The sequence below is a fragment of the Streptomyces sp. ST2-7A genome (assembly GCF_021390475.1).
GTDB lineage: Bacteria > Actinomycetota > Actinomycetes > Streptomycetales > Streptomycetaceae > Streptomyces.
The window spans coordinates 1-25,498 of sequence record NZ_JAJUWS010000005.1 but is presented as its reverse complement, the minus strand read 5'-3'; the positions used below and the strand labels follow the sequence as shown (position 1 = coordinate 25,498).

Annotated in this window: 21 protein-coding genes; 7 read left to right on the top strand and 14 right to left on the bottom strand. The window is 72.8% G+C overall.

Features of this window, described 5'->3' with window-relative positions; genetic code table 11:
- Positions 1-431 precede the first annotated feature (431 nt).
- On the bottom strand, positions 432-2,399 hold the full coding sequence (locus LZF96_RS04490) for an endo-1,4-beta-xylanase (protein WP_267940464.1): 1,968 nt from the start codon (positions 2,397-2,399) through the stop codon (positions 432-434).
- A 232-nt stretch (positions 2,400-2,631) separates the two neighbouring features.
- Complete coding sequence (locus LZF96_RS04480; RefSeq protein WP_233866073.1) at positions 2,632-3,132, bottom strand: NUDIX hydrolase; 501 nt, start codon at positions 3,130-3,132, stop codon at positions 2,632-2,634.
- Between the two features lie 358 nt (positions 3,133-3,490).
- Here LZF96_RS04480 and LZF96_RS04475 point away from each other — a divergent pair, with 358 nt between their 5' ends.
- Positions 3,491-4,255, top strand: a complete 765-nt coding sequence (locus LZF96_RS04475) for a trans-aconitate 2-methyltransferase (protein ID WP_233865815.1) — start codon at positions 3,491-3,493, stop codon at positions 4,253-4,255.
- Here LZF96_RS04475 and LZF96_RS04470 read toward each other — a convergent pair.
- Complete coding sequence (locus LZF96_RS04470) at positions 4,237-5,151, bottom strand: dihydrodipicolinate synthase family protein (RefSeq protein WP_233865814.1); 915 nt, start codon at positions 5,149-5,151, stop codon at positions 4,237-4,239. The genes LZF96_RS04475 and LZF96_RS04470 overlap by 19 nt on opposite strands.
- Here LZF96_RS04470 and LZF96_RS04465 point away from each other — a divergent pair.
- A complete protein-coding gene (locus LZF96_RS04465) occupies positions 5,150-5,770 on the top strand; it encodes an L-threonylcarbamoyladenylate synthase (protein ID WP_233865813.1) in 621 nt (206 codons plus the stop codon). The genes LZF96_RS04470 and LZF96_RS04465 overlap by 2 nt on opposite strands.
- 77 nt (positions 5,771-5,847) lie before the next feature.
- Here the strand turns inward: LZF96_RS04465 and LZF96_RS04460 are convergent, their stop codons facing one another.
- From LZF96_RS04460 to LZF96_RS04430, 7 genes are all read right to left on the bottom strand, one after another.
- Complete coding sequence (locus LZF96_RS04460) at positions 5,848-8,007, bottom strand: PQQ-dependent sugar dehydrogenase (protein WP_233865812.1); 2,160 nt, start codon at positions 8,005-8,007, stop codon at positions 5,848-5,850.
- A 132-nt stretch (positions 8,008-8,139) separates the two neighbouring features.
- Positions 8,140-9,087, bottom strand: a complete 948-nt coding sequence (locus tag LZF96_RS04455; RefSeq protein ID WP_233865811.1) for a sugar phosphate isomerase/epimerase — start codon at positions 9,085-9,087, stop codon at positions 8,140-8,142.
- Between the two features lie 323 nt (positions 9,088-9,410).
- A complete protein-coding gene (locus LZF96_RS04450) occupies positions 9,411-10,418 on the bottom strand; it encodes a sugar phosphate isomerase/epimerase (RefSeq protein ID WP_233865809.1) in 1,008 nt (335 codons plus the stop codon).
- Positions 10,415-11,662 carry a Gfo/Idh/MocA family protein gene (locus LZF96_RS04445; RefSeq protein ID WP_233865807.1) on the bottom strand — a complete coding sequence of 416 codons (1,248 nt, stop codon included), beginning with the start codon at positions 11,660-11,662 and terminating at the stop codon, positions 10,415-10,417. The genes LZF96_RS04450 and LZF96_RS04445 overlap by 4 nt, the downstream gene beginning before the upstream one ends.
- Positions 11,663-11,759: 97 nt before the next feature.
- The gene (locus LZF96_RS04440; RefSeq protein WP_233865806.1) at positions 11,760-12,821 is read right to left on the bottom strand and encodes a substrate-binding domain-containing protein; all 1,062 of its coding nucleotides are present in this window, start codon (positions 12,819-12,821) and stop codon (positions 11,760-11,762) included.
- Between the two features lie 161 nt (positions 12,822-12,982).
- Positions 12,983-14,086, bottom strand: coding sequence for an ABC transporter permease (locus LZF96_RS04435; protein WP_374203094.1), 1,104 nt, complete (start codon positions 14,084-14,086; stop codon positions 12,983-12,985).
- Positions 14,083-15,564: a sugar ABC transporter ATP-binding protein gene (locus LZF96_RS04430; protein WP_233866067.1), complete on the bottom strand. Its 1,482-nt coding sequence runs from the start codon at positions 15,562-15,564 to the stop codon at positions 14,083-14,085. Before LZF96_RS04430 ends, LZF96_RS04435 begins: the two co-directional genes overlap by 4 nt.
- A 205-nt stretch (positions 15,565-15,769) precedes the next feature.
- Here LZF96_RS04430 and LZF96_RS04425 point away from each other — a divergent pair, with 205 nt between their 5' ends.
- A complete protein-coding gene (locus tag LZF96_RS04425) occupies positions 15,770-17,023 on the top strand; it encodes an ROK family transcriptional regulator (RefSeq protein WP_233865805.1) in 1,254 nt (417 codons plus the stop codon).
- A 29-nt stretch (positions 17,024-17,052) separates the two neighbouring features.
- On the opposite strand, the gene LZF96_RS04420 is transcribed toward LZF96_RS04425, so the two are convergent.
- The gene (locus LZF96_RS04420) at positions 17,053-18,570 is read right to left on the bottom strand and encodes a serine hydrolase (RefSeq protein ID WP_233865804.1); all 1,518 of its coding nucleotides are present in this window, start codon (positions 18,568-18,570) and stop codon (positions 17,053-17,055) included.
- Between the two features lie 340 nt (positions 18,571-18,910).
- Between LZF96_RS04420 and LZF96_RS04415 the strand changes: the two genes are divergently transcribed.
- Positions 18,911-19,912, top strand: a complete 1,002-nt coding sequence (locus LZF96_RS04415; protein WP_233865803.1) for an ion transporter — start codon at positions 18,911-18,913, stop codon at positions 19,910-19,912.
- Between the two features lie 417 nt (positions 19,913-20,329).
- On the top strand, positions 20,330-21,013 hold the full coding sequence (locus LZF96_RS04410; RefSeq protein ID WP_233865802.1) for a hypothetical protein: 684 nt from the start codon (positions 20,330-20,332) through the stop codon (positions 21,011-21,013).
- 460 nt (positions 21,014-21,473) lie between these two features.
- On the opposite strand, the gene LZF96_RS04405 is transcribed toward LZF96_RS04410, so the two are convergent.
- The 3 genes from LZF96_RS04405 to LZF96_RS04395 all read right to left on the bottom strand — a co-directional run bounded on the left by LZF96_RS04405 (position 21,474) and on the right by LZF96_RS04395 (position 24,518).
- Positions 21,474-22,634 (bottom strand): calcium/sodium antiporter, encoded by a 1,161-nt coding sequence (locus LZF96_RS04405; protein WP_233865801.1) that lies wholly within the window; start codon positions 22,632-22,634, stop codon positions 21,474-21,476.
- Between the two features lie 41 nt (positions 22,635-22,675).
- Positions 22,676-23,581, bottom strand: a complete 906-nt coding sequence (locus tag LZF96_RS04400) for an MBL fold metallo-hydrolase (protein ID WP_233865799.1) — start codon at positions 23,579-23,581, stop codon at positions 22,676-22,678.
- 127 nt (positions 23,582-23,708) lie between these two features.
- On the bottom strand, positions 23,709-24,518 hold the full coding sequence (locus LZF96_RS04395) for a phosphodiesterase (RefSeq protein WP_233865797.1): 810 nt from the start codon (positions 24,516-24,518) through the stop codon (positions 23,709-23,711).
- Positions 24,519-24,791: 273 nt separating this feature from the next.
- On the opposite strand from LZF96_RS04395, the gene LZF96_RS04390 reads away from it, so the two are divergent.
- Together LZF96_RS04390 and LZF96_RS04385 are read left to right on the top strand one after the other, a co-directional pair.
- Complete coding sequence (locus tag LZF96_RS04390) at positions 24,792-25,055, top strand: DUF2945 domain-containing protein (protein WP_233865795.1); 264 nt, start codon at positions 24,792-24,794, stop codon at positions 25,053-25,055.
- A gap of 2 nt (positions 25,056-25,057) precedes the next feature.
- Positions 25,058-25,420 carry a DUF3140 domain-containing protein gene (locus LZF96_RS04385; RefSeq protein WP_233865794.1) on the top strand — a complete coding sequence of 121 codons (363 nt, stop codon included), beginning with the start codon at positions 25,058-25,060 and terminating at the stop codon, positions 25,418-25,420.
- The last annotated feature ends 78 nt before the right edge of the window (positions 25,421-25,498 follow it).

The window sequence follows — 25,498 nt, the reverse complement described above, 5'->3', positions numbered from 1 at the left end:
GCCGATCCGCTCGTTCCGTCCGCGACGGCGGCCCCGGCGGGAACGACCGGGCGCGGCAGTGTCCCCTTACGGGTCCGCCACCGTGCCCGTGAGGGGACACCGATCCCCAGAGGGCCGACACCCCAGTTCTCCGCGAACCCGCGAGATGTCGTCGGAGGTTTCCGCGGACCGCGTCGTGATCGGGCCCCGGCGGAGTGGGGGGACCGAACTCGCGTCCCGTGTCGCCGCCACGCGCACCCGGGCCGACGCGAACCGGACCGCCCCGGGCGCCCGAGGCGGAGAGAAGGACGGAGGACGTTCCCCATGATCCCGGAACACCGCCGTCGCGCGGTCCCCGGTCCGGTCCCGGGGGCGCGCGAAGCGGGGCACCCGCCCCCGTCGGGGACGGAGGCGGGGACGGGCGTCCTCTCGAAAAGGATTGATCGTGCCGGCTACGCCTCCGGCGCGAGCAGGCGGCAGGCCCGGTCGTCGAGGGTGAAGAGGGTCGGTTCGGGCGGTGCCCCGGAACCGGTACCCGGGATCCGGGAGCCCAGGTACCCGATGTTCGCCGAGGCGCCGGGGGCGAGGAGGGCGTTCCACGAGGCGTCGCCCACCACGACGCGGGGCCCCCGGTCGAGCAGGGTGCCGTTCCACAGGTGGTCGACCCGATGTTCCGGACCCGTGGTCCAGTTCAGGGTCCAACCGTCGATCGTCCGGGAGGAGGTGTTGCGGATCGTGATCTCCGCGCGGAAGCCACCCGGCCACCGGTCGGTGACCCGGTGGTCCACCAGGCAGCCTCCCGACGGGCCGGCGCCACCGTCCCATCCGGGGTCGACAACCGCCCAGTAGGCCGACTTCGCCCGCAGCCGCTCGTCGAACAGGAGCGGGGCGTCCTTGCGGTCCAGAGGGCCGCCATCGAGCCAGGTGTCGTCGTCCGCCAGGCCCCAGAGGGTGACGGAGGTGATGTGCTCGGAGTACGAACGGAAGAGCTCGAACATTCTCCGGTACTGCCGGGCCTGGGCCGCCAGTCGCTCGGCCGGCACCACGGGGAAGACCTGGTCGGGAGCGGTGTACACGGAGACGTCCATCTCGGTGATCTCCTGCTCCACGCCGAGCGGGACGAACCTCTCGAGCATGGCCTCCGCCTCCGCGACCGAGGGCCACTCGATGTTGATGTGCGTCTGGTGGCCGACCCCGTGAACCGGCACGCCCTCGTCGAGCAGCATGGCCACCAGGTCGTACAGCGCCTCCCGCTTGGCTGGGACATTGGTGTTGTAGTCGTTGATGACCAGCCGGGCGTCGGGGGCGACCTCGTGCGCGACACGGAAGGCGGTGCGGATGTAGTCCGAGCCGGTGATCTCGTACCACGGGCTGCGGCGCATGCCGTCCGACCGGCTCTCGTCGATGACCTCGTTGACCACGTCCCAGGTCCCGATCCGGTCGCCGTAGCGGCCCACCACCTCCCTGATGTGCGTCTCCAGGCGGTCCAGCAGCAGGGCCTTGTTCTCCGGTGTCGGTGTCATCGGTTCGCCGTCCGGATCAGTGAACACCCAGGCGGGGGTCTGCTGGTGCCACACCAGGGTGTGGCCGCGCACGGTCATACCCCGTTCCTCCGCGAATTCGATGATCGGGTCGGCGTCGGTGAAGCGGAAGACCCCCTCGACGGGCTGGGTGGCGTCCCACTTGAGGGCGTTGCCCGGGGTGAGGGAGCCGTGGTGTCGGGCGAGGAGTTCGGCACGCTCGCCGTACACGTCGCGGGGACTCACGGCTGCGCCGACGGTGAACTCCGGTAGGGCGTCCCGCAGAGCCGGGATGTCCCGTTGGATGGGCGGGACGGGAATCCGGGTGACGAGGACGTCGTCCATCCGGAAGGAGGGCGTTCCCCCGGCCGTCTCGACGTAGAACGCGAGGTGCTCGGCGGCGACGGTGGGCGTGTGGGTACCGGTCAACTCCACCCACCCGTCCGGGCCGACCACGGCGGAGCCGAGGGTGTGGTAGGAGGTCGTGCCGTCAACCAGGCGTTCGAGACTGAGCCGCGCGGTGTCGGGCGCGGCCCCGTCGGCGAGCCGCACCCACAGGGAGACGGTGTACTCCACGCCCCGCTCCAGCAGGTGATCCACGCGCAGGGCCGGTCCCTCCCAGCCGGCGCTCCGTTCGGTGACGGCGAGGCCGTACGAGCCGGTGCGGGCGGCGGTCCCCTCGACGGTGACGGTCTCCCCGCCCCGGGCCGCCCAGCCCTGAGCGGTGCCGTCCTCGAAGTCGGAGACGAGGACGGTGACGGGGAGGGCGGGGTCCGGTTCGGTCGGTGCGGCGCCGGTCGCGGTGGGGGCGAACACGCCGGCGAGAAGGGCGAGTACGAGGGAACAGGCGGCGAGCAGGGGCGGACGCCCTCGCCTCGCCGTTCGGGGGGACGCGCGCATCCGGGGTTCCTTCCTGCCGGGTGACGGCGGAACGGAGGTGGGGGGCCACGGGGCGGGGACGGCATTCGGCACGGCGTTCGACGCGACATCTGCCGACGTGCGACGAAATCTGCATGGGAGCGCTCCCATGCGAGGGGATGTTAGCGTCGCTCCCCGGACCCGGGAAGACTTCCGGCAGGGGGTCGGAGGATCCGTCCGGAGTACCGGGAGGAGCGGGAGGGCGGTCCGGGCGTCACCGACCGGGCGGGGCCCCGCGCCCGGGTACGCGGCCCCCGCCCGTCTCCCCCAGGGCGAGCGCGATCAGCTCGCGGTGGATCGGCTGCGTTCCCTCCGGAAGGTCGTCGGGGGCGCACCAGCGGGCCTCGAGGATCTCCGTGCGCTCCAGGCTCGGGGTGCCCCCGACGAGGAATGCCTCGTAGGCCACCTCCGCCCGCAGACGGTAACCGCTGCGCAGCCACAGCAACCGTCCCGCCCGCACCTCCAGGGCGGTCTCCTCGCGGACCTCCCGCTCCACCGTGGCGCCGAACTCCTCGCCGCGCACGGCGTATCCGGAGGGAAGTCCCCACTGCCGGTCCTCGGGCCACATCCGGTGCCGCAGCAGCAGGAACCGTCCCCGGTCGTCCCGCACCACCCCGGTCACCCCGATCATGAAGGTGGCGTTCGCCAGCCACAACAGGCGCCACTGCACCGACCCACGGGTGCCGCGCCACAGTCGGGCCGCGAGCCGTCGCACCACGAACCGCTCCGCTCTCCTCGCCCCGGAAGCCCGGCGGTGCCGGGGCCACGGGACCCCGGCCGTTCCCGTCGGCCCGGTAACCGGGGGCGGCGCACCCCGCGCCGCGTCCCGACCCTACGTCCGATCCCGACCGGGAACACGCGCACCGCGCCATCGGGCGGGACGGTGGCCCGCGCCCTCCCGGGTTCCCGGAGCCCTCCCGCCCCTCCCACTCCCCCACCGCGCGGTCATCGGGGATCCGGAGGGCGGAGGGGCGACCGGGAAGGTGCTCCGACGATCTACGATGCGGGTGGGACACCGGTTCGCCGCCACGGGTCCGCGCGTCCTTTCCCTCCGGCGGTGGAGAGCAGGCACGATGAGCGCCCCCGAAGGGTCTCCGAACCCCCACCCCCGCATGTACGGCGACCTGGCCCGGTGGTGGCCGTTGATCTCCCCGGTGGAGGTCTACGAGGGTGACGCCCACACCGCCGCGGGGCTGTTCGCGGCCGCCGAGGGGCCGGTGCGAACGGTGCTGGAACTGGGCAGCGGTGGCGGTCACACCGCCTTCCACCTCCGCTCCCGGTACACGATGACGCTGGTGGACCTCTCCGGGGAGATGCTCGATGTCTCCCGCGCCCTCAACCCCGGGGTGGAACACCTGCTCGGCGACATGCGGGACCTCCGGTTGGGCCGGAGCTTCGACGCCGTCCTGGTCCACGACGCGATCGACTACATGACCACCGAGGAGGAGTTGGCGGCGGCCTTCCGGACGACGTACCGGCACTGTCGGCCGGGCGGCGTGGCGGTCTTCTTCCCCGACCACCTCCGCGAGACGTACGAACCGAGCACCGAGTGGGGCGGGGAGGACGCGGCGGACGGCAGCGGGGTGCGCTACCTGGAATGGGGCCTGCCGGCCGAACCCGATGGCCACACCGTCCGCACCGAGTACACCTTCACCCTGAGGGAGGCCGACGGCACCGTGCGGACCGCGCACGAGACGCACGTCACCGGCCTCTTCACGGCCGCGGTGTGGACGCGTCTGCTGGGGGAGGCGGGCTTCGAGGTCTCCACCGCCACGGAGTCGGGCGGCGACGGCGAACCGACCCGCACGATGTTCGTCGGTCACCGCCCGACGGAGTGAGGGCGATCCTCCTCGGTGGTCCGCCCGCCGGGTCGGCACCGAGGGGCGTCGGGTCGGCGGCCGGTGACGGGACCGTCGGGGACTCCCGACGGCCTCGGCTCCGTGAGGAGCTGTTCGGCGTGCTCCACGGAGGCCCGGTGGGCGGGCAGCGGCGGGAGGCGGACGTCCGCGGTGGGGATGCGTCCCCGCGCCCGCAACACCCCCTTGATCACCGTGGGGTTGGGCTCCCGGAAGAGCGCCGAGGAGAGCGCGGCCAGGGCGTGGCCGAGAACGCGCGTGCGCGCGGGATCGACTCCCGCCACCGCCGAGGCGAGGAATTCCACGAACCGGTCGGTGGCCAGGTGGGCGGAGGCGGTCGCTCCCCCGCCCGCGCCCATGGCCACCAGCGGCTGGAGCAGGGCGTCGTCACCGACGAGGATCGAGCGGCCGGAGGGGATGTCGCCCATCAGCCGGACGGTCTCCTCGTCGATGACCTCCGGGCTCGGCTTCATCCCGATGACGCCGGGCAGTTCGAGCACGGCCCACAGGCAGTCCACGCCCGGTGAACACCCGGTCCGCCGGGGCACGTGGTAGACGATCAGCGGCACCGGGGTGGTCTGTGCCAGACGGGTGAAGTGCGCGAGGACACCGGCCGTCCCGGGGTCGGGGCGGCCGGCGAGGTCCGCCAACGCGCGCTCGACCGCACGGGTGTCGCCTCGGAGCGGCTGCCGATCCGGCGTCGGACCCGCCCGGCGCACCGGAGCGGGGCCGGCGGGCACCCGGCGGTACGGGCGGTGGGCGAGGCACTGCGCGCGGTGATTCCCCCGGAGGCCGCGGTCGGCGGGTGAGCGCCGGTCCGGTTCCCGCGCGCGGGTCGCGGCGGACGGGGGCGGGGCGCGGCCGTAGGCTCGGCGCATGGCGAAGTACTTCGATGTGCACCCGGACAACCCACAACGCCGTGTGATCGGACAGGTGGTGGAGATCATCCGGTCGGGGGGTCTGGTCGTCTACCCGACGGACTCCTGTTTCGCGCTGGGCTGCCACCCCGGCAACAAGGAGGGGCTGGATCGCATCCGGGAGATCCGGCGCCTGGACGACCGGCACCACTTCACGTTGGTGTGCCGGGACTTCGCCCAGCTGGGACAGTTCGCGCGGATGGACAACGCGGTGTTCCGCACCGTCCGGGCCGCCACCCCCGGCAGTTACACCTTCATCCTGCCCGCGACCGGCGAGGCGCCCCGCCGGATGCTGCACCCGAAGAAGAAGACCGTCGGGGTCAGGATCCCCGACCACACGGTCGCGCAGGCCCTGCTCGCGGAGTTGGACGAGCCGCTGCTGTCCAGCACGCTGCTGCTACCCGGTGAGGAGGAGCCGCTGACCATCGGGTGGGAGATCAAGGAGCGGCTGGACCACTCCGTGGACGCGGTGCTGGACTCCGGGGACTGCGGCACCGAGCCGACGACGGTGGTCGATTTCTCCGATGGCGTGGCCGAGGTGATCCGGCGGGGCGCGGGCGACCCCGAGCCCTTCGAGTAGGCACGCCCACGGCGGGTCCGCCCGCCCGGAACGGGATCGTTCCGGGCGGGCGGTGCGCCGCCGGCCGGTCGTCCCGGTCAGCCGGTGGGCAGCAGGACGACCTCGGCGCTTCCGGTGAGCGGCGGAAGGCCGTTCAGACCGGGGTCGGTGTAGGAGGCGACGAAGACCGCGCGCAGGTTGTCCTCCTCGACGTCGTGCCCCTCGGGGACGGTGGTGACGAAGGAACCGGTGCACCCCGAGGCCGTGGACATGGGGTGACCGTGGTCGTCGTGGCCCAGGATGTAGGTCACCGTGACCCGGGAGCAGTCGACCGGCTGGTCGTCGCTCACCCCCACCTCGTACCCGACGGTGTCGCCGAAGGCGAAGTCGAGGTCGGGGGTCGGCCGGACGAAGGTGACCACGGGGGCCTCGTTCGCGCCCACGGTGATGTCGATCTCGGCCGAGGCCGACTTGCCGCGGTGCCGGCCGCCGATGTCGGTGACCTTCAGGGTGGCGGTGTGGACGCCTGGTTCGGTGTAGGTGTGCGCGGGGCTCACCGCCCGCGAGTCGATCCGTCCGTCGGAGTCGAAGTCCCACTCGTAACGGAGGCGGTCGCCGTCGGGGTCCACGGTGCCCGCCGACGAGAAGGAGACCGTCAGCGGCTCCTCCCCGCGGGTGACGTCCGCCGAGACCGCGGGGATCGGGGTGTGGTTGCCACCCGGCCCGATGTAGTCGATCCGGGAGAGCTCCGCGTCGGGGTTCTCCTGGAAGTAGCCCCGACCGTACTCCAGCACGTACAGCGCGCCGTCGGGACCGAACTCCATGTCGATCGGTGCGGAGAAGGACATCCCCGGTACCACGTCCTCGATGCCCGCCAGTCCCCCGGTGCCCCCCGACACGCCGTCCGCGGCGGGGTGGAATCCCTTGAGGTAGTTGCGGGTGAACTCGTAGAACAGCGGAACGCCGTCGTAGTGCTCGGGCCAGGCGATCGGGGCGCGGCCCCGGGTCGTCACCGGGTCGAAGGCGTAGGCCGGGCCGGCCATCGGGCCGATGCCTCCGCTGCCCAGGCCGGGGAAGATCGGGGAGACCTCGTTGGGGTACCACACGTCGGGCTGTTCGACGGGCGGCAGTTCGGTCAGCCCGGTGTTCCGGGGCGAGGTGTTGACGGGGGCCGAGCAGTCGAAGGCGCCCCGGTCGGCGCCGGTGGCGAAGTCCCGGTCGTGGTAGGGCATCGCGGGGGTGACGCAGTGCGGCCATCCGTGGTTGCCGGCCGCCCGGGCGACGAACCACTTGCCGTGGCCGTTGGGTCCCCGGGTGGGGCTGGGGGTGCGGGCGTCCGGTGAGTAGTCGGCGACGTAGAGGTCGTCGGTGACGGGGTCGATCTCCATCCGGAACGGGTTGCGCAGCCCCATCAGGTAGATCTCGGGACGGGCGCCCTCGGTGCCCGGCGCGAAGAGGTTGCCCTCGGGGATCGTGTACGAGCCGTCCTCGCCGACCGTGATGCGCAGGACCTTGCCGCGCAGGTCGTCGGTGTTGGCGGAGGTGCGCTGGGCATCGTAGGAGGGGTTGCGTTCGGGGCGCGCGTCGATCGGGGCGTAGCCCCCGGAGGCGTGGGGGTTGGTGTCGTCGCCGGTGGACAGGTAGAGGTTGCCGTCGTTGTCGAAGACGATGTCGCCGCCGACGTGGCAGCAGATGCCGCGATCGGCCTCGACATCGAGGATGTGCTGCTCGGTGGAGAGGTCGAGGGTGTTCCCGACGAGTTCGAAGCGGGAGAGTCGGGTGACGCCCGTGAAGCGTTCCCAGTCCTCGTCGGTGCCCACGTCGGGCGCGGCTCCCTCGTTGACGCCGGGGGTGGAGGGGTCGTCCACGGGGGTGTCGAGCGGGGGCGCGTGGAAGAGGTAGACCCAGCGGTTGTCCCGGCCGTCGAAGCCGGGGTCGACGGCGATGCTCTGGAGTCCCTCCTCGTCGTGGGTGTAGACGTCCAGCTCGGCGGCGAGGGTGTTGAGGCGGCGGGCCGGGTCGTGCAGCCACACCCGGCCGTCGCGGGTGGTGTGCAGGACGCGGCCGTCGGGGAGCACCGCGAGGTCGATGGGTTCGCCGGGCGAGGCGTTGAGTGTCACCTTCTGGAACTCGGCCGTGGGGGGCGCGGCGGACGACTCGACGGCGGGGGGCGGGGTCCCGGTGGCCGAGATCGCGGGGGCGGCCGGCAGCCCGGCGACGACCAGGGCCGCGGTCACCGCGGCGGGGAGTTTTCGCATGGCGGACCTCTCATCACGTGATCGGGGATCGTGGGGGTGGTGATGGACGTGCCGTCCCCGTCCCTCACCCGGTCGGGGGAGGAGCGGGATCCGGGTCGCCGGCGGGGAGCGGCGACCCGGACACGGAGGAGGTCAGTACCGCAGGCCGCGCAGGTAGGAGTAGCCCACCCGGGCGGTGGTCATGGGAGTGACCTCCGGGTTGTCGTTCTCGACGATGTATTCCTCGGGCGAGTGGGCGCGGAAGATCCGCCGGAAGTCGATGATCCCGGTGCCGAGGTCGGCGGTGGCCCCGTCGGCGGCGGCCCGGTCCTTGACGTGGAACTGCCGGACCCGCTGGGGGGCGTCACGGATGACGTCGATGGCGAAGCACTCCGGATCCGGCTCCCCCAGTTGGATGGCCGCCGTGACCACCCAGTAGAGGTCGATCTCCAGGTGGACCAGGTCGGGGTCGCACTCGGAGGTGAGCACGTCCCAGGGGGTGACGCCGCCACCGAGATCGGTGGTCCACTCGTGGGCGTGGTTGTGGTAGCCGTAGCGCAGGCCGGCGGCGCGGGCCGCCGCGGCCTCCCGGTTGATCTGCTCGGCCCACGCCTGCCACCGGGCACGGCTGGAGGAGGCGAGGTAGGGGACGACCAGGTGGGACCGGCCGAGCGTGACGGCGTCGGCGATCTTCGTCTCGAGGGCGGCGGGGTCGGTGCTCAGGCCGTCGTGGCCGGAGGTGGCGGCCAGGCCGATGTCGTCGAGAAGGGCGCGCACCTCGCCGGCGGTGCGTCCGGCCAGTCCGGCCAACTCGACGCGGCGGTAGCCGATGTCGGCGAGTTGACGCAGTCCGGGCTCGAAGTTCTCTCCTCCGAGCACGGAGCGCAGGGTGTAGAGCTGGATGCCGATCAGGCCGGGTGGTACCACCGGGCGGCCGGTGGGGCGACCGGCGGCGTGCGCGAGGGGGGCGCCGACGCCGGCGGCGAGGGCCCCGGCTCCGGCGAGGCCGGCCAGGGCCCCGCGCAGCAGGTTCCGGCGGGAGGTTCCGCGCTCGGCGAGGGAGCGTTCGAGGGCTTTCCGGCCGTCGAATCCGTAACACATGGCGACTCCTGGGGGGGGAGGGGGAGACGACTTCCCGGTGCGGTTCCGGGGTACGGGGGCGGTCCGCGCGACGCGGCATGGCGTGGTGGGGCGCGGTACCGGGGAGAGGGGTTGGGGCGCCGGGCCCCGGTACCGGCGGGACCACCGGGCCGAGCGGGGGCACGGAGGGCACGAAACGGTGCGGGGACCCGGGTGATCACGGAGGGGAACGGGAGGAGCGCGCGTCCCCTCCCCTGCCCGGGACGAGCGGGGGCGGGGACGCGCGGGGGCATTGGACCGGGGTCGCCGTGCCGGTGCCGCCGACGGGGGCGTGCGGCCGGGGCTTATCCGGGGGTGCTGAAGGCGGCGTCGAAGGAGGCCGTCGGGGGGTCGAAGAGCAGGTCCCGGACCAGGGTCAGCGCCTCGGGGGCGCCACGCAGACGGTCCATGCCGGCGTCCTCCCACTCGATGGAGATCGGGCCGTCGTAGCCGATGTGGTTGAGCACCCGGAAGCACTTCTCCCAGGGCACGTCGCCGCGCCCGGTGGAGACGAAGTCCCAGCCGCGCCGGGGGTCGCCCCAGGGGAGGTGCGAGCCGAGGCGGCCGTTGCGGCCGTCACCGGTGTTGCGTCGGGTGTCTTTGCAGTCCACGTGGTAGATCCGGTCCCGGAAGTCCATCAGGAAGCCGGCGGGGTCGATGTCCTGCCAGATCATGTGGCTGGGGTCCCAGTTGAGGCCGAACGCCTCGCGATGGCCGACGGCCTCCAGGGTTCGCACGGTGGACCAGTGGTCGTAGGCGATCTCGGAGGGGTGGACCTCCAGGGCGAAGCGCACCCCCTCCTCCTCGAAGACGTCCAGGATGGGGTTCCACCGGTCGGCGAAGTCCCGGTAGCCGGCGTCGATGACCTCCTGCGGCACCGGCGGGAACATCGCCAGGTACTTCCAGATCGACGATCCGGTGAAGCCGACGACGGTGTTCACGCCGAGTCGGGCCGCGACCCGGGCGGTGTGCTTCATCTCCTCGGCGGCCCGCCGTCGGACCCCCTCGGGGTCGCCGTCTCCCCAGACCCGGTCGGAGACGATGGCGCGGTGCCGGAAGTCGATGGGGTCGTCGCAGACGGCCTGTCCCTTGAGGTGGTTGGAGATCGCCCAGACACCGAGGCCGTACTCGGCCAGGATGTCGGTGCGCGACGTGAGGTACTCCTCGTCCTCCACGGCCCTCCAGACGTCCAGGTGGTCGCCCCAGCAGGCGATCTCCAGCCCGTCGTAGCCCCATTCGGCGGCCAGTCGGGCCACCTCGCGGAACGGCAGATCGGCCCATTGGCCGGTGAACAGGGTGATGGGTCGGCTCACGGGTTCGATTCCTCATTCCTCGGCAGGGGGTCCCCGGTGGGTCGGGCGGTCTCGACCGGGACCCAGGCGCTGCCCCGTTCGACGCTGTCCTGGACGGCGGCCAGGACGCGTTGGACACACAGGCCGTCCGCGAAGGAGGGCTCGGGATCGGTCCCGTCGGCGATGGCGGCGAGCAGGTCGGCGGCCTGGTGGGCGAAGGCGTGCTCGTATCCCAGGACGTGGCCCGGCGGCCACCAGGCGCCCGCGTAGGGGTGGTCGGGTTCGGTGACCAGGATCCGGGTGAAACCACGGGTGGTGGTGTCCCCGTCGGTGCCTCCCTCGTGGAGGTGCAGGACGTTCATGTCCTCGAAGTCGAAGGCCAGGCTGCCCCGGGAGCCGTTGAGCTCCAGCCGGATGGCGTTCTTGCGCCCGGTGGCGCAGCGGGTGGCCTCGAAGGTGGCGGGGGTGCCGTTCGCGAGTCGTCCCAGGAAGACCACCGCGTCGTCCACGGTGACCGGTGCGGTGCCCCCTCCCCCGGGCAGGGGGCGTTCGCGCACGAAGGTGTCGCCGAGTGCGGTGACGCCGACCAGGTGCTCGCCGGTGAGGTACCGGGTGAGGTCCACGATGTGGGCGCCGATGTCACCCAGCGCCCCCGAACCGGCCCGTTCCCTGCTCATCCGCCAACTCATGGGGACCGAGGGATCGGTGAGCCAGTCCTGGAGGTACTGGGCACGCACGTGGCGGAGTTCGCCCAGGCGGCCCTCCGCCACCAGACGGCGGGCCAGCGCCAGGGCCGGGACCCGGCGGTAGGTGAACCCGACCATGGAGCGCACTCCCCGGCCGGCGGCGGTCTCCGCCGCGGCGGACATCGCCTCGGCCTCGGCGACGGTGTTGGCCAGTGGTTTCTCGCACAGCACGTGCTTGCCCGCCTCCAGCGCGGCGACGGCGATCTCGGCGTGGGTGTCGCCGGGGGTGCAGATGTCGATCAGGTCGATGTCATCCCGCTCGATCAGCGCCCGCCAGTCGGTCTCCACCCCCTCCCAGCCGAAGCGGTCGGCCATGTCGGCGGCGGCCTCCCGGTCACGTCCGGCCAGGGCCGTCAGCCGGGGCCGGAGGGGCGGGGTGAAGAAACTGCGCGCGTTGCGCCACCCCTGGGAGTGGGCCGTGCCCATGAAGGCGTAGCCGACCATGCCGACGCGCAACTCCGGCGCGTCGGACGGGACCGTCCGACGCGGGGTGTCATCGGGTGTCGCGATCGAACTCATCGAATGTTTCCTCCCGGGCCCGAGCGGCCCCGTCGCTTCCGTCCGTCCCGCCGCCCGGCGCCCCCGTCGGGGGCGCCGGGCGGCACGGTGGCCCGCATCAGGACTCGAAGCCCAGCGGGAGGTACTGCTCGACGTTCTCGGCGGTCACCACGGGGGCGTCGAGAACGATGCGGCGGGGCACCTCGACCTGCACCAGGTCGGACATGCCCTTGCCCTGGGCGAGCAACCGGGCCAGGCGGATGCCGTCGGCGGCCTGGGTCGGCGGGTAGAGGACGGTGGCCTCCATCTCCCCCTCCTGGATCCACCGCATGGCGTTGGCCGACCCGGCCCCGCCGATGAAGAGGAACTCGTCGCGGTCGGCGTTGTCGAAGGCCGCCTTGACGCCGACCCCCTGGTCGTCGTCGTGGTTCCAGATGATGTCGATCTCGGGGACGGCCTGCAGCAGGTTGGAGGCCGTCGCCTCGCCGGACTCGACGGTGAACTCCGCGGCGACCCGGTGGGCGACGTCCTGACCGCAGGCCTCCAGCGCGTCGGCGAAGCCCTGCGAGCGGTCCTGGGTCAACGGCAGGGAGTCCATGCCGGCGATCTCCGCGATCACCGCCTCGCCCATGTCGTTCTCCTCGACCAGGGAGCAGGCGTGGGTCCCGGCGGAGACCCCCATGCCGTAGTTGTCGCCGAGGATGGTGGTGCGGGCGGCGAACTCGCTGGAGAACTCCCGGTCGACGTTGACGACGGGGATGCCCGCCTCCATCGCCTCGGTGGCGATCCGGGTCAGCGCGGCGCCGTCGGTGGGGAGCAGGACGATGGCGTCCACGCCCTCGTTGATGAACGTCTCGATGTGGCTGATCTGCGCGGAGGGGTCGTTGGTGCCCTCGGCGACCCGGAGGTCGATGTCGGGGTACTCCTCGGCCTCCGCGAGGGCGGCGGAGTTGATGGCGGCGAGCCAGCCGTGGTCGGCCTGGGGGCCGGAGAAGCCGATGACGACGGTCTCGCCCTGTTCGTCGTTGGAGCCGGCGGCCCGCTCGGTGCTGTCACCGGCGGGCTCGCCGGTGTCGGCGGGGGCGTTGCTCGTGCAGGCGGCGGCCAGGCCGATCGCGATCGTCACGAGGCCGAGCCGGGTGAGAAGGCGGGGGACCGGTCTGGTGGAGGTGGTGCGCATGGGGTACTCCCGATGGATGGTCGCCGAAGTGGCGGGACGGGCGGGCGGGGAGGGTCGGGGCCGTGTGATGGAGGGCGGCGGGTGCGGCGCCATGGCCCCGACACGGGGAGGAAGGATGGCGGGGACGGCGGGGGGAGTCGCCGCCCCGGGTCGGTCGGCGGCTATCCGGTGCCGCCCCGGGCCGCGACGCGCTGCTGGAGCAGGACCGCGACGACGATGATCAACCCCTTGGCCACCGCCTGGGTGGAGGTGTCCAGGTTGTTGAGGGTGAACACGTTGGTGAGAGTGGTGAAGATCAGCACCCCGAAGACGGTCCCGACGATGGTGCCGCGCCCACCACTGAGGAGGGTCCCGCCGATCACCACGGCGGCGATCGCGTCGAGTTCGTAGAGCATCCCGTGGGTGGAGGTGCCTGCGGTGGTGCGGGCCATGAGCATCACGGCGGCGATGCCGCAGGCCGTACCGAGCAGCACGTAGAGCAGCGCGGTGTGGCGGCGGACGTTGATGCCGGCCAGTCGGGCGGCCTCGGGGTTGCCACCCACCGCCAGGGTGCGGCGGCCGAAGGTGGTGCGGTTGAGCAGGACCCACCCGACGGCGGCCACCAGCGCGAAGACGATGACGAGAACGGGGATGCCCAGCACCCGACCGCCGAAGAAGTCCACCAGGCCGCGAACCGTGACGACCTGGGTCCGCTTCTCGGAGATCATCTCGGCCAGTCCCCTGGCGCCGGCGAGCATGGCCAGGGTCGCGATGAAGGGCGCCATGCGTCCGTAGGCGACCAGCAGTCCGTTGATCAACCCGCAACCGGCGCCCACCGCCAGTGCGGTGGTGACCATGATCATCCAGTGCAGGTCGGCGGCCATGGTCTGGGTGGAGAGGGTGGTGGCCCAGACCGTCGCCAGGGCGACGATGGCACCCACCGAGAGGTCGATGCCGCCGCCGGTGATCACGAAGGTCATGCCGACGGCCACGACACCGATCACGGAGGCCAGCCGCAGGATCGTCATGACGTTGTCGAGGTTGGCGAAGCGGTCCCCGGCGGTGAGGAAGCCGATGGCGCACAGCGCCAGGAGGGCGATCACCAAGCCGGCGTTGCGTCCCACCGATCCGGCGAACAGCTCGGTGATCCGGTCGCGGGGGGTTCGTCTCCCCCCTTCCCCGGCAGGGGTCTTCTCCGAGGAGGTGGCCCCGGGCGGATGGGATCCGGCGGGGGTGCCGGCGCCGGGCTCCCCGTCGCGAGCCGGGGTCGTGGTCTCGGCGCTCACGCCACATCACCTTCCATCACCATGTCGAGCACGTCGTGCTCGTCGATCTCGTCCGCGGGCCCCTCGAAGACGAGTTCGCCGTCGGACACCACCAGCACGCGGTCGGAGAGTCCGATGACCTCCTCGATCTCGCTGGAGACCACGACGACCGCGATGCCGCGGGCCGCGAGGTCGCGGATCAGCGCGTAGATCTCCGCCCGGGCGCCCACGTCCACGCCCCGGGTGGGTTCGTCCAACAACAGGACCCGGCAGCCGCGCGACAGCCAGCGGGCGAGCACCACCTTCTGCTGGTTGCCGCCGGAGAGGGTCCGTACGGGACGGTCCACGCCGGGGGGACGCAGGTCCAGCCCGGCGGCCTGTTCCTCGGCCGCGCGCCGCTCGGCGGTCCGGTCGGGAAAACCCCAGCGGCTGAACCGGCGCAGGTCGGCCAGGGTGATGTTGCGATGGACCGCGTCGTCGAGCACCAGTGCCTGGCTCTTGCGCTCCTCGGGGCAGAAGCCGATTCCGGCCGCCATGGCGGCCCCCACCCGGCCGGGGCGGATCGGCCGACCGGCGACCCGGACGGTGCCGGTGGTGGGGCGTCGGGCGCCGTAGACCGTTTCGAGGATCTCCGAACGACCGGAGCCCACCAGCCCGGCCAGCCCCACGATCTCCCCCGCCCGGACGGTGAAACCGATGTCATGGAACTCACCGCGCCGCCCGAGGGATTCCACTTCCAGGATCGGTTCGGCGTCCTCGGGTACCGGTGTGCGGGCCGGGAAGACGTAGTCGATGGAGCGTCCGGTCATCAGGCGGATGATCTCGGGGGTGGGGGTGTCGGCGCCCAGTCCGGAGGCGACGGTGCGGCCGTCCTTGAGGACCGTGACGCGGTCCCCGATGCGGCGGATCTCCTCCAGTCGGTGGGAGATGTAGACGATGGCGATGCCCCGGTCCGCGAGATGGCGCACCACTTCGAAGAGACGCTCCACCTCGCCGCGGTCCAGGACCGCGGAGGGTTCGTCCATCACGATGAGCCGGGCGTCCCGGGACAGGGCCCGGGCCATGGAGACGAGTTGCTTGCCGGCGGCGGAGAGCCGTCCCACCTCGGTGGTCGGTGACATCTCGGGGTGACCGAGGCGGCGCAGCAGGCGGGTCGCGGCGGTGTTGGCCTCCGAACGGGCGGTCAACCCCCAGCGGGTGGTCTCGTGACCCAGCCGGATGTTCTCCGCGACCGTCAGGCCGTCCACCAGATCGAGTTCCTGGTGGATGGTGGCGATGCCCAGGCGCAGGGAGGCCCCCGGGTCGGGGAGTCGGACCTCCTCGCCCTGCCACAGGATGCGGCCGGCGTCGGGTTGGTGGGCGCCGGCCAGAACCTTGATGAGGGTGGATTTGCCGGCGCCGTTCTGGCCCAGCAGGCAGTGGACCTCGCCGGCCGACACGTCCAGGTCGATGCCGTCGAGGGCACGGACACCGGGGAAGCCCTTGACGATGCCCCGCATCGCCAGGAGCGGCTCCCCACGGGGCGTCCGGGATGACCCGGGGCTCTTCGTTGCGCCTGTCATGGCGGACAACGTAGGAGTACTTTTGCCGGTGGTCAATAAAAAGTTCCAAAGCTTATGCCCGAAGATCGGGAATGATCATTCAAAAGTGGGGGGCGTTGTACCGTTGAGCCATCACCACACATGTGACCGGGAAGGGAAGAGGATGAGGGAGACCGGCCCGTTGCCCTCCGGACCACCGGCCGGCACGGCCCTCCTGCTGCGTCTCGTGCGGGACGGACGACCGCGCACCCGGGCGGAGTTGGCCGCCGAGTCGGGCCTGGCCCGCTCGACCGTGGCCGAGCGGCTGGACACCCTGCTGGACTCCGGTCTGCTGTGTCACACCGACAAGGGACCCTCCACCGGCGGACGACCCCCCTCGCTGTACGCCTTCAACCCCGGGGCGCGAGTGGTCCTGGCCGCCGACACCGGTGCCACCCACCTCACCGCCGCCCTGACCGACCTCTCGGGTGAGGTACTGGCCGAGGAGAACGTCCCCCTCGACGTGGCGGCGGGCCCGGAGGCCGTGCTCGGGGAGTTGTGCCGACTGGGTCGCGTGCTGCTCGACCGTGTCGACCGCACCGGGAGGGACCTGCTGGGGATCGGCATCGGCCTGCCCGGCCCGGTGGAACACCTCTCCGGACGCCCCACCAACCCGCCGATCATGCCCGGTTGGGACGGCTTCGACGTTCCCGGCTTCGTCGGGGAGCGGCTGGGCGCGATGACCCTGGTCGACAACGACGTGAACATCATGGCGCTCGGCGAGCACCGCGCCCACTGGGCGGAGGCCGAGCACATGATCTATGTGAAGGTCGCCACCGGCATCGGAAGCGGCCTGATCGCGGGCGGCCGGCTGCACCGCGGGTCCCAGGGCGTGGCGGGTGACATGGGACACGTCCGACTGCCGCACGGCGCGGAACCGCCCTGCCGCTGCGGGAACGTGGGCTGCCTGGAGGCGGTGGCCGGCGGTTCGGCGCTGGCCCGCCGGCTGACCGGAATGGGGTCCCCCGTCCGAAACAGCGCCGAGGTGGCCGCCCTGGCGCGCGGCGGGTCGGTGGACGCGCTGACGCTGGTACGGCAGGCCGGCCGGGACATCGGGGAGGTGCTGGCCACCGCCGTCAGTTTCTTCAACCCCTCGGTCATCGTCATCGGTGGCGCGCTCTCGCTCGCCGGGGAGCACCTGATCGCCGGGGTGCGGGAGGTCGTCTATCAGCGTTCCCTCCCGCTGGCCACCAGGGATCTGCGCATCGTGCAGTCCCGGGCCGGCGAGCGGGCCGGTATCCACGGCGCGGCCCTGATGGTGGTGGAACACGTGCTGGGGCCCGTCCGTCCGGAGTTCCCGTCGGAGGGCGCCCCATCGGTGGGCGCCCCGTCCGAGACCGCGTTGTCGGCGGGCGGGTGGCCGACCCCGGTGCGGTAACCGGGGTCGGCCCGGGGGGGGCGGGCCGGTCAGTGGGACCGATCGGCCGGTCGGTCCCCGGGGCGGGTCCCGCGGTCCCCGTCCCGGGCACCGTCACGCTCCCCGAGCCATCCGCGCGGATCGGTGCCGCCGGGCACCGGGGCGGCGGGGTCGTAGGGGACGCGGGTGAAGACGAAGGTGCCGATGTCCAGGTGATCGGGACCCCGCGAGCCGGGGACGGTCCCGTCCACCTCGGCACCGATCCGCAGGGTCTCCCCCGCGAAGTAGCCCTCCAGCCCGGTCCAGGTACCGTCCGCCGAGGGACGGAAACGGGAGCCGCGCCCGGCGCCTTCCGCGGGTGCCAGTTCCAGTTCACGGCCGGCCCGTACCCGCAGGAGGTGCGGTGCGGCGCCCCAGTACCAGACGCCCGCCGCCGCCACGAGCGCCGGATCGGCCTCCGGCATCGGTCGCCAGGGTTCGGGGAGGACCGGCTCGTGCTCGGCGAACAGCGTGATCAGGTCCGCCGCCAGGGTGGGCGCGGACAGCCCGGAGCCGGCATTGGTCAGCGCGACGGCCGCGAGGCGTTCGGACGGCGAGGCCCACAGGCCCGCGACGAAGCCCGGCATGGAGCCGGAGTGGCCGGTGAGGGTGCGGCCCCGGTGGTGGAGGACCTGCAGACCCCACCCGTAACCGGTGTCCCGGTCGCGCGCCTCGGCCGGAACGGCCGGTCGGCGCATCTCCTCCAGGTCCGCCGCACCGAGCACCCGGTCGTCCCCCGCGACGAGGAAGGCGGCGAAGCGGCAGAGGTCGGCGGCGGTGGACCAGAGTTGGCCGGCGGGCGCCATCCGTCCGGTGTCCACGGCGGGCTCGGGCTGCACGACATCGGCGTGGGGGTGGACCGCCCAGCCCTCGGCGTGCGGGGCACGCGGCAGGAGGGTGGTGTCGGACATCCCCAGAGGGTGGAGCACCTCCGCGCGCAGGGCCTCGTACCAGGAGCGCCCCCGCAGACGCTCCACCAACGCGCCGAGCAGGGCGTAGCCGGTGTTGGAGTAGTGATGGCGGCGTCCCGGTGAGTGGCGCATCGGCCGTTCACCGAAGAGGTCGGGGAGTTCCGGACGCAGGCTCCCCTCGGTCCGTTCCCACCACGGACCACGCGGCTCGGCGGCCAACCCCCCGGCATGGCAGAGCAGTTCGGCGATGCGGGCCTGCCCACCGGCGGGCACCTCGAGGTACCGGTCGAGGCGGTCGTCGAAAGAGATCAACCCTTCGGCCCGCAACCGCATGACCAGGATCGCCACGAAGGTCTTGGTGATCGAGCCGATGCGGTATTGCGTCCCGGGGCCCGGTGGCTCCCCGGCGACCTCCCCCCGGCCCGCGCACCACACCGGGACGCCGTCCCGGACGACGGCGGCGATCACGGAGGGGGCACGCCCCTCGGCCTGGGCCACCGCCAAGCGGTGGTACAGCGCGCGTTCGGTTGTGGGCAGCGGCGGGGAGGAATCGGCGGCGCCGGGGACCCGGGGCGCGGCGGGTCCGGTGGCGGACCGGGGAAAGGATGGTTCCGTCATGGGCCCACTACTACCGTCGATGCCCCGGCGTCGCCGGCGGTTTCCGGGGCACGGCGCGGCGGCCGGGCTGCGGGGGCACCGGGGCACCGGGAAAGTCGAGGGATCAAGCCAACCCCCTTTCCGGAAAGGGCGATTCACTCTTCCGCCGGGATGTCCGCTGGTAACATCCCGGGCCTGGATGATCTTGTGTGCGTTCCCCGTGACGGCCCCGGGGAGCGGGCCGGCCCCTCCCGGTGGGTGGTTCGGTGACGGAGCGGCGCGGGGAAGAGCGGACTTCACGGTGACGGTGGAAGGTACCCCCGCCGGGTGGCGCGTCGGAGCGGCCCTTCGGGCCCGCCGGGTGACGGAATCCCGAACGTTCTCGGCGGTGGTCTGCGCACTCATCCTCCTCAACGCGGTGCTGTTGGGGGCCGAGACCTACATCTCCCCCGGTGCCGTCACGGGTCCGTTCCCCCGGGTGGAGGCATTTCTGCTGACCGCCTTCACGACCGAGATCACGCTGCGGGCGGTGGCATGCGTCGATCGCCCCCGGGAGTTCTTCCGCGATCCGTGGAACGTCTTCGACCTGACCGTGGTGGTCCTCACCCACCTGCCGCTGACGCAGGGCAACGCGACCATCCTGCGCGTCCTCCGGTTGCTGCGGGTGGCCCGGGTGGCCCGCATGATGCCGCAGATCCGGGTCATCGTGACCGCCGTGGGCAAGAGCCTGCCCGGCATGCTGGGGTTCCTCGCCCTCGGTGTGCTGATCCTGTACGTGTACGGGATGGTCGGGTGGCAGATCTTCGCCGTTCACGATCCCGAACGGTTCGGCACCCTGGACCGGGCCGTGATCACCCTCTTCCTGCTGGCGACCTTCGACGGGATCGGCGCGGCGGTGCGCGACGGTCTGGAGGTCTCCCCGTGGACGCTGCTCTACTACGGCTCGTACGTGCTCTTCGCCGGCCTGATGCTCATCAATCTGCTCATCGGCGTTGTGGTGGGCTCGATGGACGAGGCGCGGGAGGCCGAGCGCCGTCGACTCCGCGAGGGGGACGGACCCGACCGGGAGAGGGACGCCGGGACGGAGCCGCCGGGAGGCGGGGATCCCGATCGTTTCCTGCGGGAGCGCGTGGAGGTGCTGCGGCGTGTCCTGGAGGAGATGGAGAGCCGATTGGCCGAACGGTCCGACGGACCCGGCGAGGAGGTCGACCGCCCCGGTGCGGGTGGGATGGGACCGCCGGGTGCGGCCGGGACGTTCGGAACCCCGGCCACGGAAGCCCTCCCGCCACCGGCGGGGGTCGGGAGCCCGACCGTCGGGGTGGAGCGGCGGGTTCTCGCCCCCGGGGTTTCCGCCCGGCGGTGAGCCCCGGGCGGAGATCCCGGGGAGACCCGACGTTCCGGGTTCCCCGGCCGGACGACTTCCGGTCGGACACCCTCCGTTCACCTCCCCGGCACCGCCCCTCAACCCGCCTCCCCCTCGGGCCCGGCAGCGTGCGGCCACCCCTTTCCTCCTCCGGAGCCCAACCCCCGGGGGGCGAAAGGGGATATCGCCCGCCCCTTCCCCGGGAACCCTCCCCCGCCATCACCATCCGCCTCCGAAGACCCGCCCGCCCCGTCCCCGGGGACCACACCGTCGGTTCCGCCGGGCGGCGGGACCCCGGGGGGACAACGCGCGGTTCGTCTCCGCCACCCTGATCGTGGTCCTGCACACGGTGGGCGGCGTCATGGCCCGCCACGAGACGCCGCGCGCCCTGCACGTCGCCACCCGGGCGCTGCGCGGGTGCCGGCTTTCGTGATCCTGGCCGGGGTCTTCGGTTCCGCTGTTCCCGGGGACGGTCGTCGGGCCCGGGTCCTGATCGGCTCCGTCCTGGTCCCGGCGGCGATCTTCAGCCCTCTGTTCTCCCTGGAGGTTCGATTGTCGGGCGGGGAGTTCACCCTCCACGTCACCCAACTCCCCCGGACCCTGTGGTTCCTGATGTCCCTGTTCTTCCGGAGGTTGCCGCTGCCGCTGGTGGCGCAACCGCGTTATCCACTGACGGTCACCACGGTGATGACGTTGTCCGCCGGGTACGTGGGGGAACCGGGCCTGGCCTACTCGGTGAGCCGCACGATCGTCCATCTGCCGCTCTTCTGGATCGGTTGGCGGATCGGGCAGGGGGCGCTGCGCGGATGGTTCACCAACCCGCGAACGCCGTGGCCCGCCATCGGCGGCCTGTCGGCGTCGGTCGCGGTGGGGGTGTGGTGGCATCGCGAGATCCCCGGAACCCGGCTCTCCATACGGCACGCGTACACGGCCGGGCCACTGGGCCTCGAATGGGCTTGGGCGGTTCGGCTGCTGGTCCTGGCCTTCGCGGTGGGAGTCGTGCTCTGCCTGCTGCGGCTGGTTCCGCGCCGCCCGGCTCCGCACCCCTCCCCACCACGGGAGCGGCCGGCTTCACCGTTTGCCTGCCGCACCCCCTGGTGATCCTTCCCTTCCGGGAGACCGGGTGGATCACCCGGGTGAACACCCCGGTGGAGCAGATCGGGCTGGCGCTCCGCGGGGTGGCGCTGACGCCGGTCCCGGGCTCCCCTCCGGTGCGCCGGCTCACCCGTCCGCCGGTCCGGCCGCCGATCGATCGCCTCCTCGTCCCCGCGGCGCCCCGGAAGCCGGATGCCCCGCAGGCCGGCCGGGGGGCGGGGACCACGGGAGCACGATCACGGTCGTCGTGCCGGACACCCCCGCCGGTGACCCCGGCCGGCAGCGGCACCCCCTGATCCGAGATCCCTCCCGGCCGTCGGAGGGCGGGAACGGCCTCGAGCCCACGCCCGGCCCCACCGTCCGCGAACACCCGGGACGGTGGGCGGCACCATCGTGGAGTGACGACCGCCCCGCCCCGGCCGTCCCCGGCGCGGGGCGGTCGGCCGCGGGATGGGCGGCGACCGGATCAGCCGGCGCTCTCCCGACGTCCCCTGCGCACACCGAACTCGTGCGCGGTGACCGCGACCAACGTCACCGCCACCAGCGGCAGTACGAACCATCCCATGACGGCGGTGAAGCCCTCCAGCGCGTCGTGTTGCGTGGCCGCCAGGACCACGAACGCGGTGTAGGCGGCGTAGAGGGCCAGGAACAGCCCGCCCTCCCACCTCGCGATGATGAAACCGGTGAAGGCGATCGGCAGCAGGGCCACGGCGGCGGCGAGCATCAGCGGGATGTCCAGGGCGATCGCCGCGTCCGGGACCGGCAGGCCGCCGGAGGAGAGGATCGCGGGCAGCCCCAGCACCAGACCGATGTTGGCGATGTTGCTGCCGACCACGTTGCCCACCGCCAGGTCCCGCTCACCGCGTCGCACCGCGATGACGGAGACGGCCAGTTCGGGCAGCGAGGTGCCGACGGCCACCACGGTCAGACCCACCACCAGGCTGCTGACCCCGAAGGCGGTTGCGGTGTTCACCGCGCCCTCGACCAGGACGGTGGCCCCGGCCACCAGCAGTGCCACGCCCACCAGCACCAACAGCAGCGACTTGGGTACGGAGGTCCGCGGAGCCTCGTCGGACCCCGGCGCGGACACCGTGGCCGTTCCCACGGCATCCGCCGCGCCGGCCCCGCCGCCGGCCCCGCCCGGCCGCTCGGCGGCGACGCGTTCCGCGCGGTCCTCCCGTCGACTGACCAGAATCGTCATGACCGTGTAGCCGATCAGGACGGCGAGCAGGATGACCCCGTCCACGAGGCCGATGCCACCGTCCAGGGACATCACCAGCAGCATGACCGACAGCAACACCATGATCGGCAGGTCGAGCCGCACCAGCCGCTGTTTGACCAACAGCGGCAGTACCAGGGCCGAGATTCCGAGGATGAGCAGCACGTTGGCGATGTTGCTGCCGATCACGTTGCCCACCGCCAGGCCGGGTTCGTCCCGCATGACGGCGCCGACGGTGACCGCGAGTTCGGGGGTCGAGGTGGCGGTGGAGACCACCGTGAGGCCGACGACGAGCGAGGAGATTCCGACCCGGGTGGCGAGGCTCGACGCCCCCCGGACCAGCACCTCACCGCCCACGGTGAGCAGAACGAGCCCGGCGATGATGCGCCCCACATCGAGAAGATCCATTGCCGCAGTCTATGGATCGCCGGGGTCCGCTCGTGGGCGGTTCACCGACCCGGTCGGTACCGTGGCGTCCGCTCCGATTCCGGCGGGGCGGGGAACGTCCCCGGCACCGGCTCGACCCGGGCTCCCGGCCCGGCGTGGATCATGCCGCCCCTCGGACAGTGGACGACGCGGGAGGCGAAACCCCGCCGCCCGGCCTCGGCGAGGAAGTCCGAGAGCGGGGATTTCATGACGGTGTACTCCTCGTAGTGGATCGGTAGGACCAGCGGCGGATCGAGGAGTTCGATCAGGTCGTTTCCCAGTCGGTCGTCCATGGTGACCAGGAAACCTCCCGGGAGCCGGGTGCCGCCCGGGTGGAGAACGGCCAGGTGGATGTCCGGGTGTCGATCGGTGATCTCCCCGAGGCTCTCGATGGGGAGGGTGTCCCCGGAGATGTACATCCGCAGGTCGACCCCGCCCCCGGCGGGTCCGAACTCCACCACGCTCCCCATCACCGGTGGCAGGAGGAGACGAAGGGGCCCCCGGGCGTGGCTGCCGGGCACCGCGGTCACCCGTACCCGCGCCCCCTCGGTGACCAGTTCGCGTCCGTGCCACGCGGACAGTCCGACGGCTCGCGGGAAGCGGTGCGCGTGGCGCAGCCAACGGGCGGCGTGCGGGGTGGTGAGCACCGGTACCCGATGATCCAGGTGGTGCCGGGCCACCCGGTCCCAGTGGTCGCCGTGCAGGTGGGAGAGGATGACGGCGTCGGGGCGGCGCGGGATCTCCGACAGCGGGAGGGCTGGGTCCGCGAGCCGCCGCGACACCAGTCCGTAGCCCAGGTGGGCGAAGTGGCCCCCGTGCAGGAAGTTCGGATCGGTCAGCAGGGTGAGGGGTCCGTACCGCAACAACAGCGTGGCGTTGCCTGGGAACCGGATCGCCACCATGCCCTTCGGCGGTTCGTCGGTCGTCATCCGCGCCTCCGGGACGTCGGGGATCGGTCGGCGGTTCCCGGGTGCCCCGTTTCCGACCCGCGAACCCGGGGCCGGCCGGGGAAAGCCCGGGGCGGTCTCCCCGGCCGGGACCCGGGGGCGGCCCCCGTCAGGGACGGTGCCGGTCCGCGCCGGAACCGTCCCCCCGACCGGGATCGGTGGGACCCGGGGCGGGGAGCCCGGCGGGGGCCTCGTCGACGACCAGTCCGTGGCCCGCGCGGGAGGCGGTGTAGGCGGCGTCCCGGAACCGCAGGAAGCGTTCCGGCGGACCCAGTCCCGGCAGGCTGTTGCCGCGCAGGTCGAAGCCGGGCGTGGCCCCGGTCGGTCCACCGCGCGGCGGACCGATGGTCAGCCATCCGAAGCCGCGCCAGGGCTCGTCGGCGGCCGCCGCGCACAGCAGCATCCGGACCGGTGCCTCGCACAGGGCGGCGCGCAGCGCGGCGGGATCGCCCGGGACCCGACGGCGCTCCCCCTCCCGGGGGATGGCGGCCAGCACCCGGTCCCGGCCGCCGACCCGGTGGGCGAGGAGACTGGTGTACGGGCCCGCGAGGGCGTCACGGCGCATCACCGGCACGTGACGCGGCAACCGGCCGGGACGACTGGTGGTCAGCAGGAGATCCAGGTGACGGCCGGGCCCGCCGGCGTCGATCACCCGCAGGCCCAGACCGATGGCGTCCGGAAGCCCCGGCGACAACCCCAGCGATCGTGACCAGCGCACGGTCACCGCGCACCGTCCCGGTTCGTCGAGCCGGGGCACGTCCCAACGGTGTTCGCTCCCGGTGGTGCCGGGGAACTCCAGCACCCCCGGACACAGCAACCCCCGGGGGTGCAGGGCGGGGGCGCGACGGCGACGGGCCACTCCCCCGGCCAGTGCCCGCAGCCACGCGGGACCGGCCGTGGTGTCGCCGTCGCCGTTCACCGGTCACCCCCGGTTCGCCGGGGCGACCGCGCGCCCGGTCCCCGCACCGGCGGGGAGCCGCCGATGTCACCGCTCCGCCACGTGCCCATGCTCCGCTCCCTCCGTCGGGCGCCGGACGCGCCGCCGATCGTGCCGCACGGGTACCCCGGGGAGCGACGGTGATGCCGGTCGGAGGGAGCGTTCCGGGGTGCGGGAGGGAGCGGATGGCCGCAGCATGGCCGGTGGAAGCGCAGCCGAACGCCGGCGGAGACCGGTGACGAGGAGGTGGGCGGTATGAGCGGGCGTCGCAAGCCGAGCAAGGGCGACCGGGTCGCCTGGAGCAGTCACGGCGGCGAGGCCGTCGGACGTGTGGAGGAGGAGATCACCGAGCGCACGGAGGCGGGGGGCCGCACCGTGGACGCCTCCCCCGACGACCCGCAGTACAAGGTGCGCAGCGAGAAGTCGGGGGGTTCGGCCGTGCACCGGCCCGACGCGCTGCGCCCGAAACCGGAACGGGACCGGGAGAAGGACGGGGACGGCGGGAAGAAGGACGACTGACGATGGCCGCCGACCGAGGAAGCGACAAGGACAGCGGGAACACCCGGGACTCCGAGGACGCCGAGAAGTTCGACGACCTGGTGAACATGACCGCCGGGGAGTTGGAGAAGTGGCTGGGAACCGAGGAGTCGCGATCCGTCGGGCAGAGCGACGGCGGGGAGTCCACCGGGCACGCCTCGGGACGGCGGATCGTGGAGATCCTGCGCACCCGGCGCGGCGACCGGGGCGAGGAGGACCTGGCCCACATGCGGAAGGTGAACGGGTACATCCGGCGTCATCTGGCCCAGCGCCCCTCCGGGGACGTCGAGGACAGTCGTTGGCGGCACTCCCTGATGAACTGGGGACACGACCCGCTCAAGGAGTGAGCCGCGGGGGCGGGGGGGGGGCCGGCCCCCCCCCCCCCCCCCCCCCCCCCCCGCCCGGCCCGGGGGCCCCACCCGAAA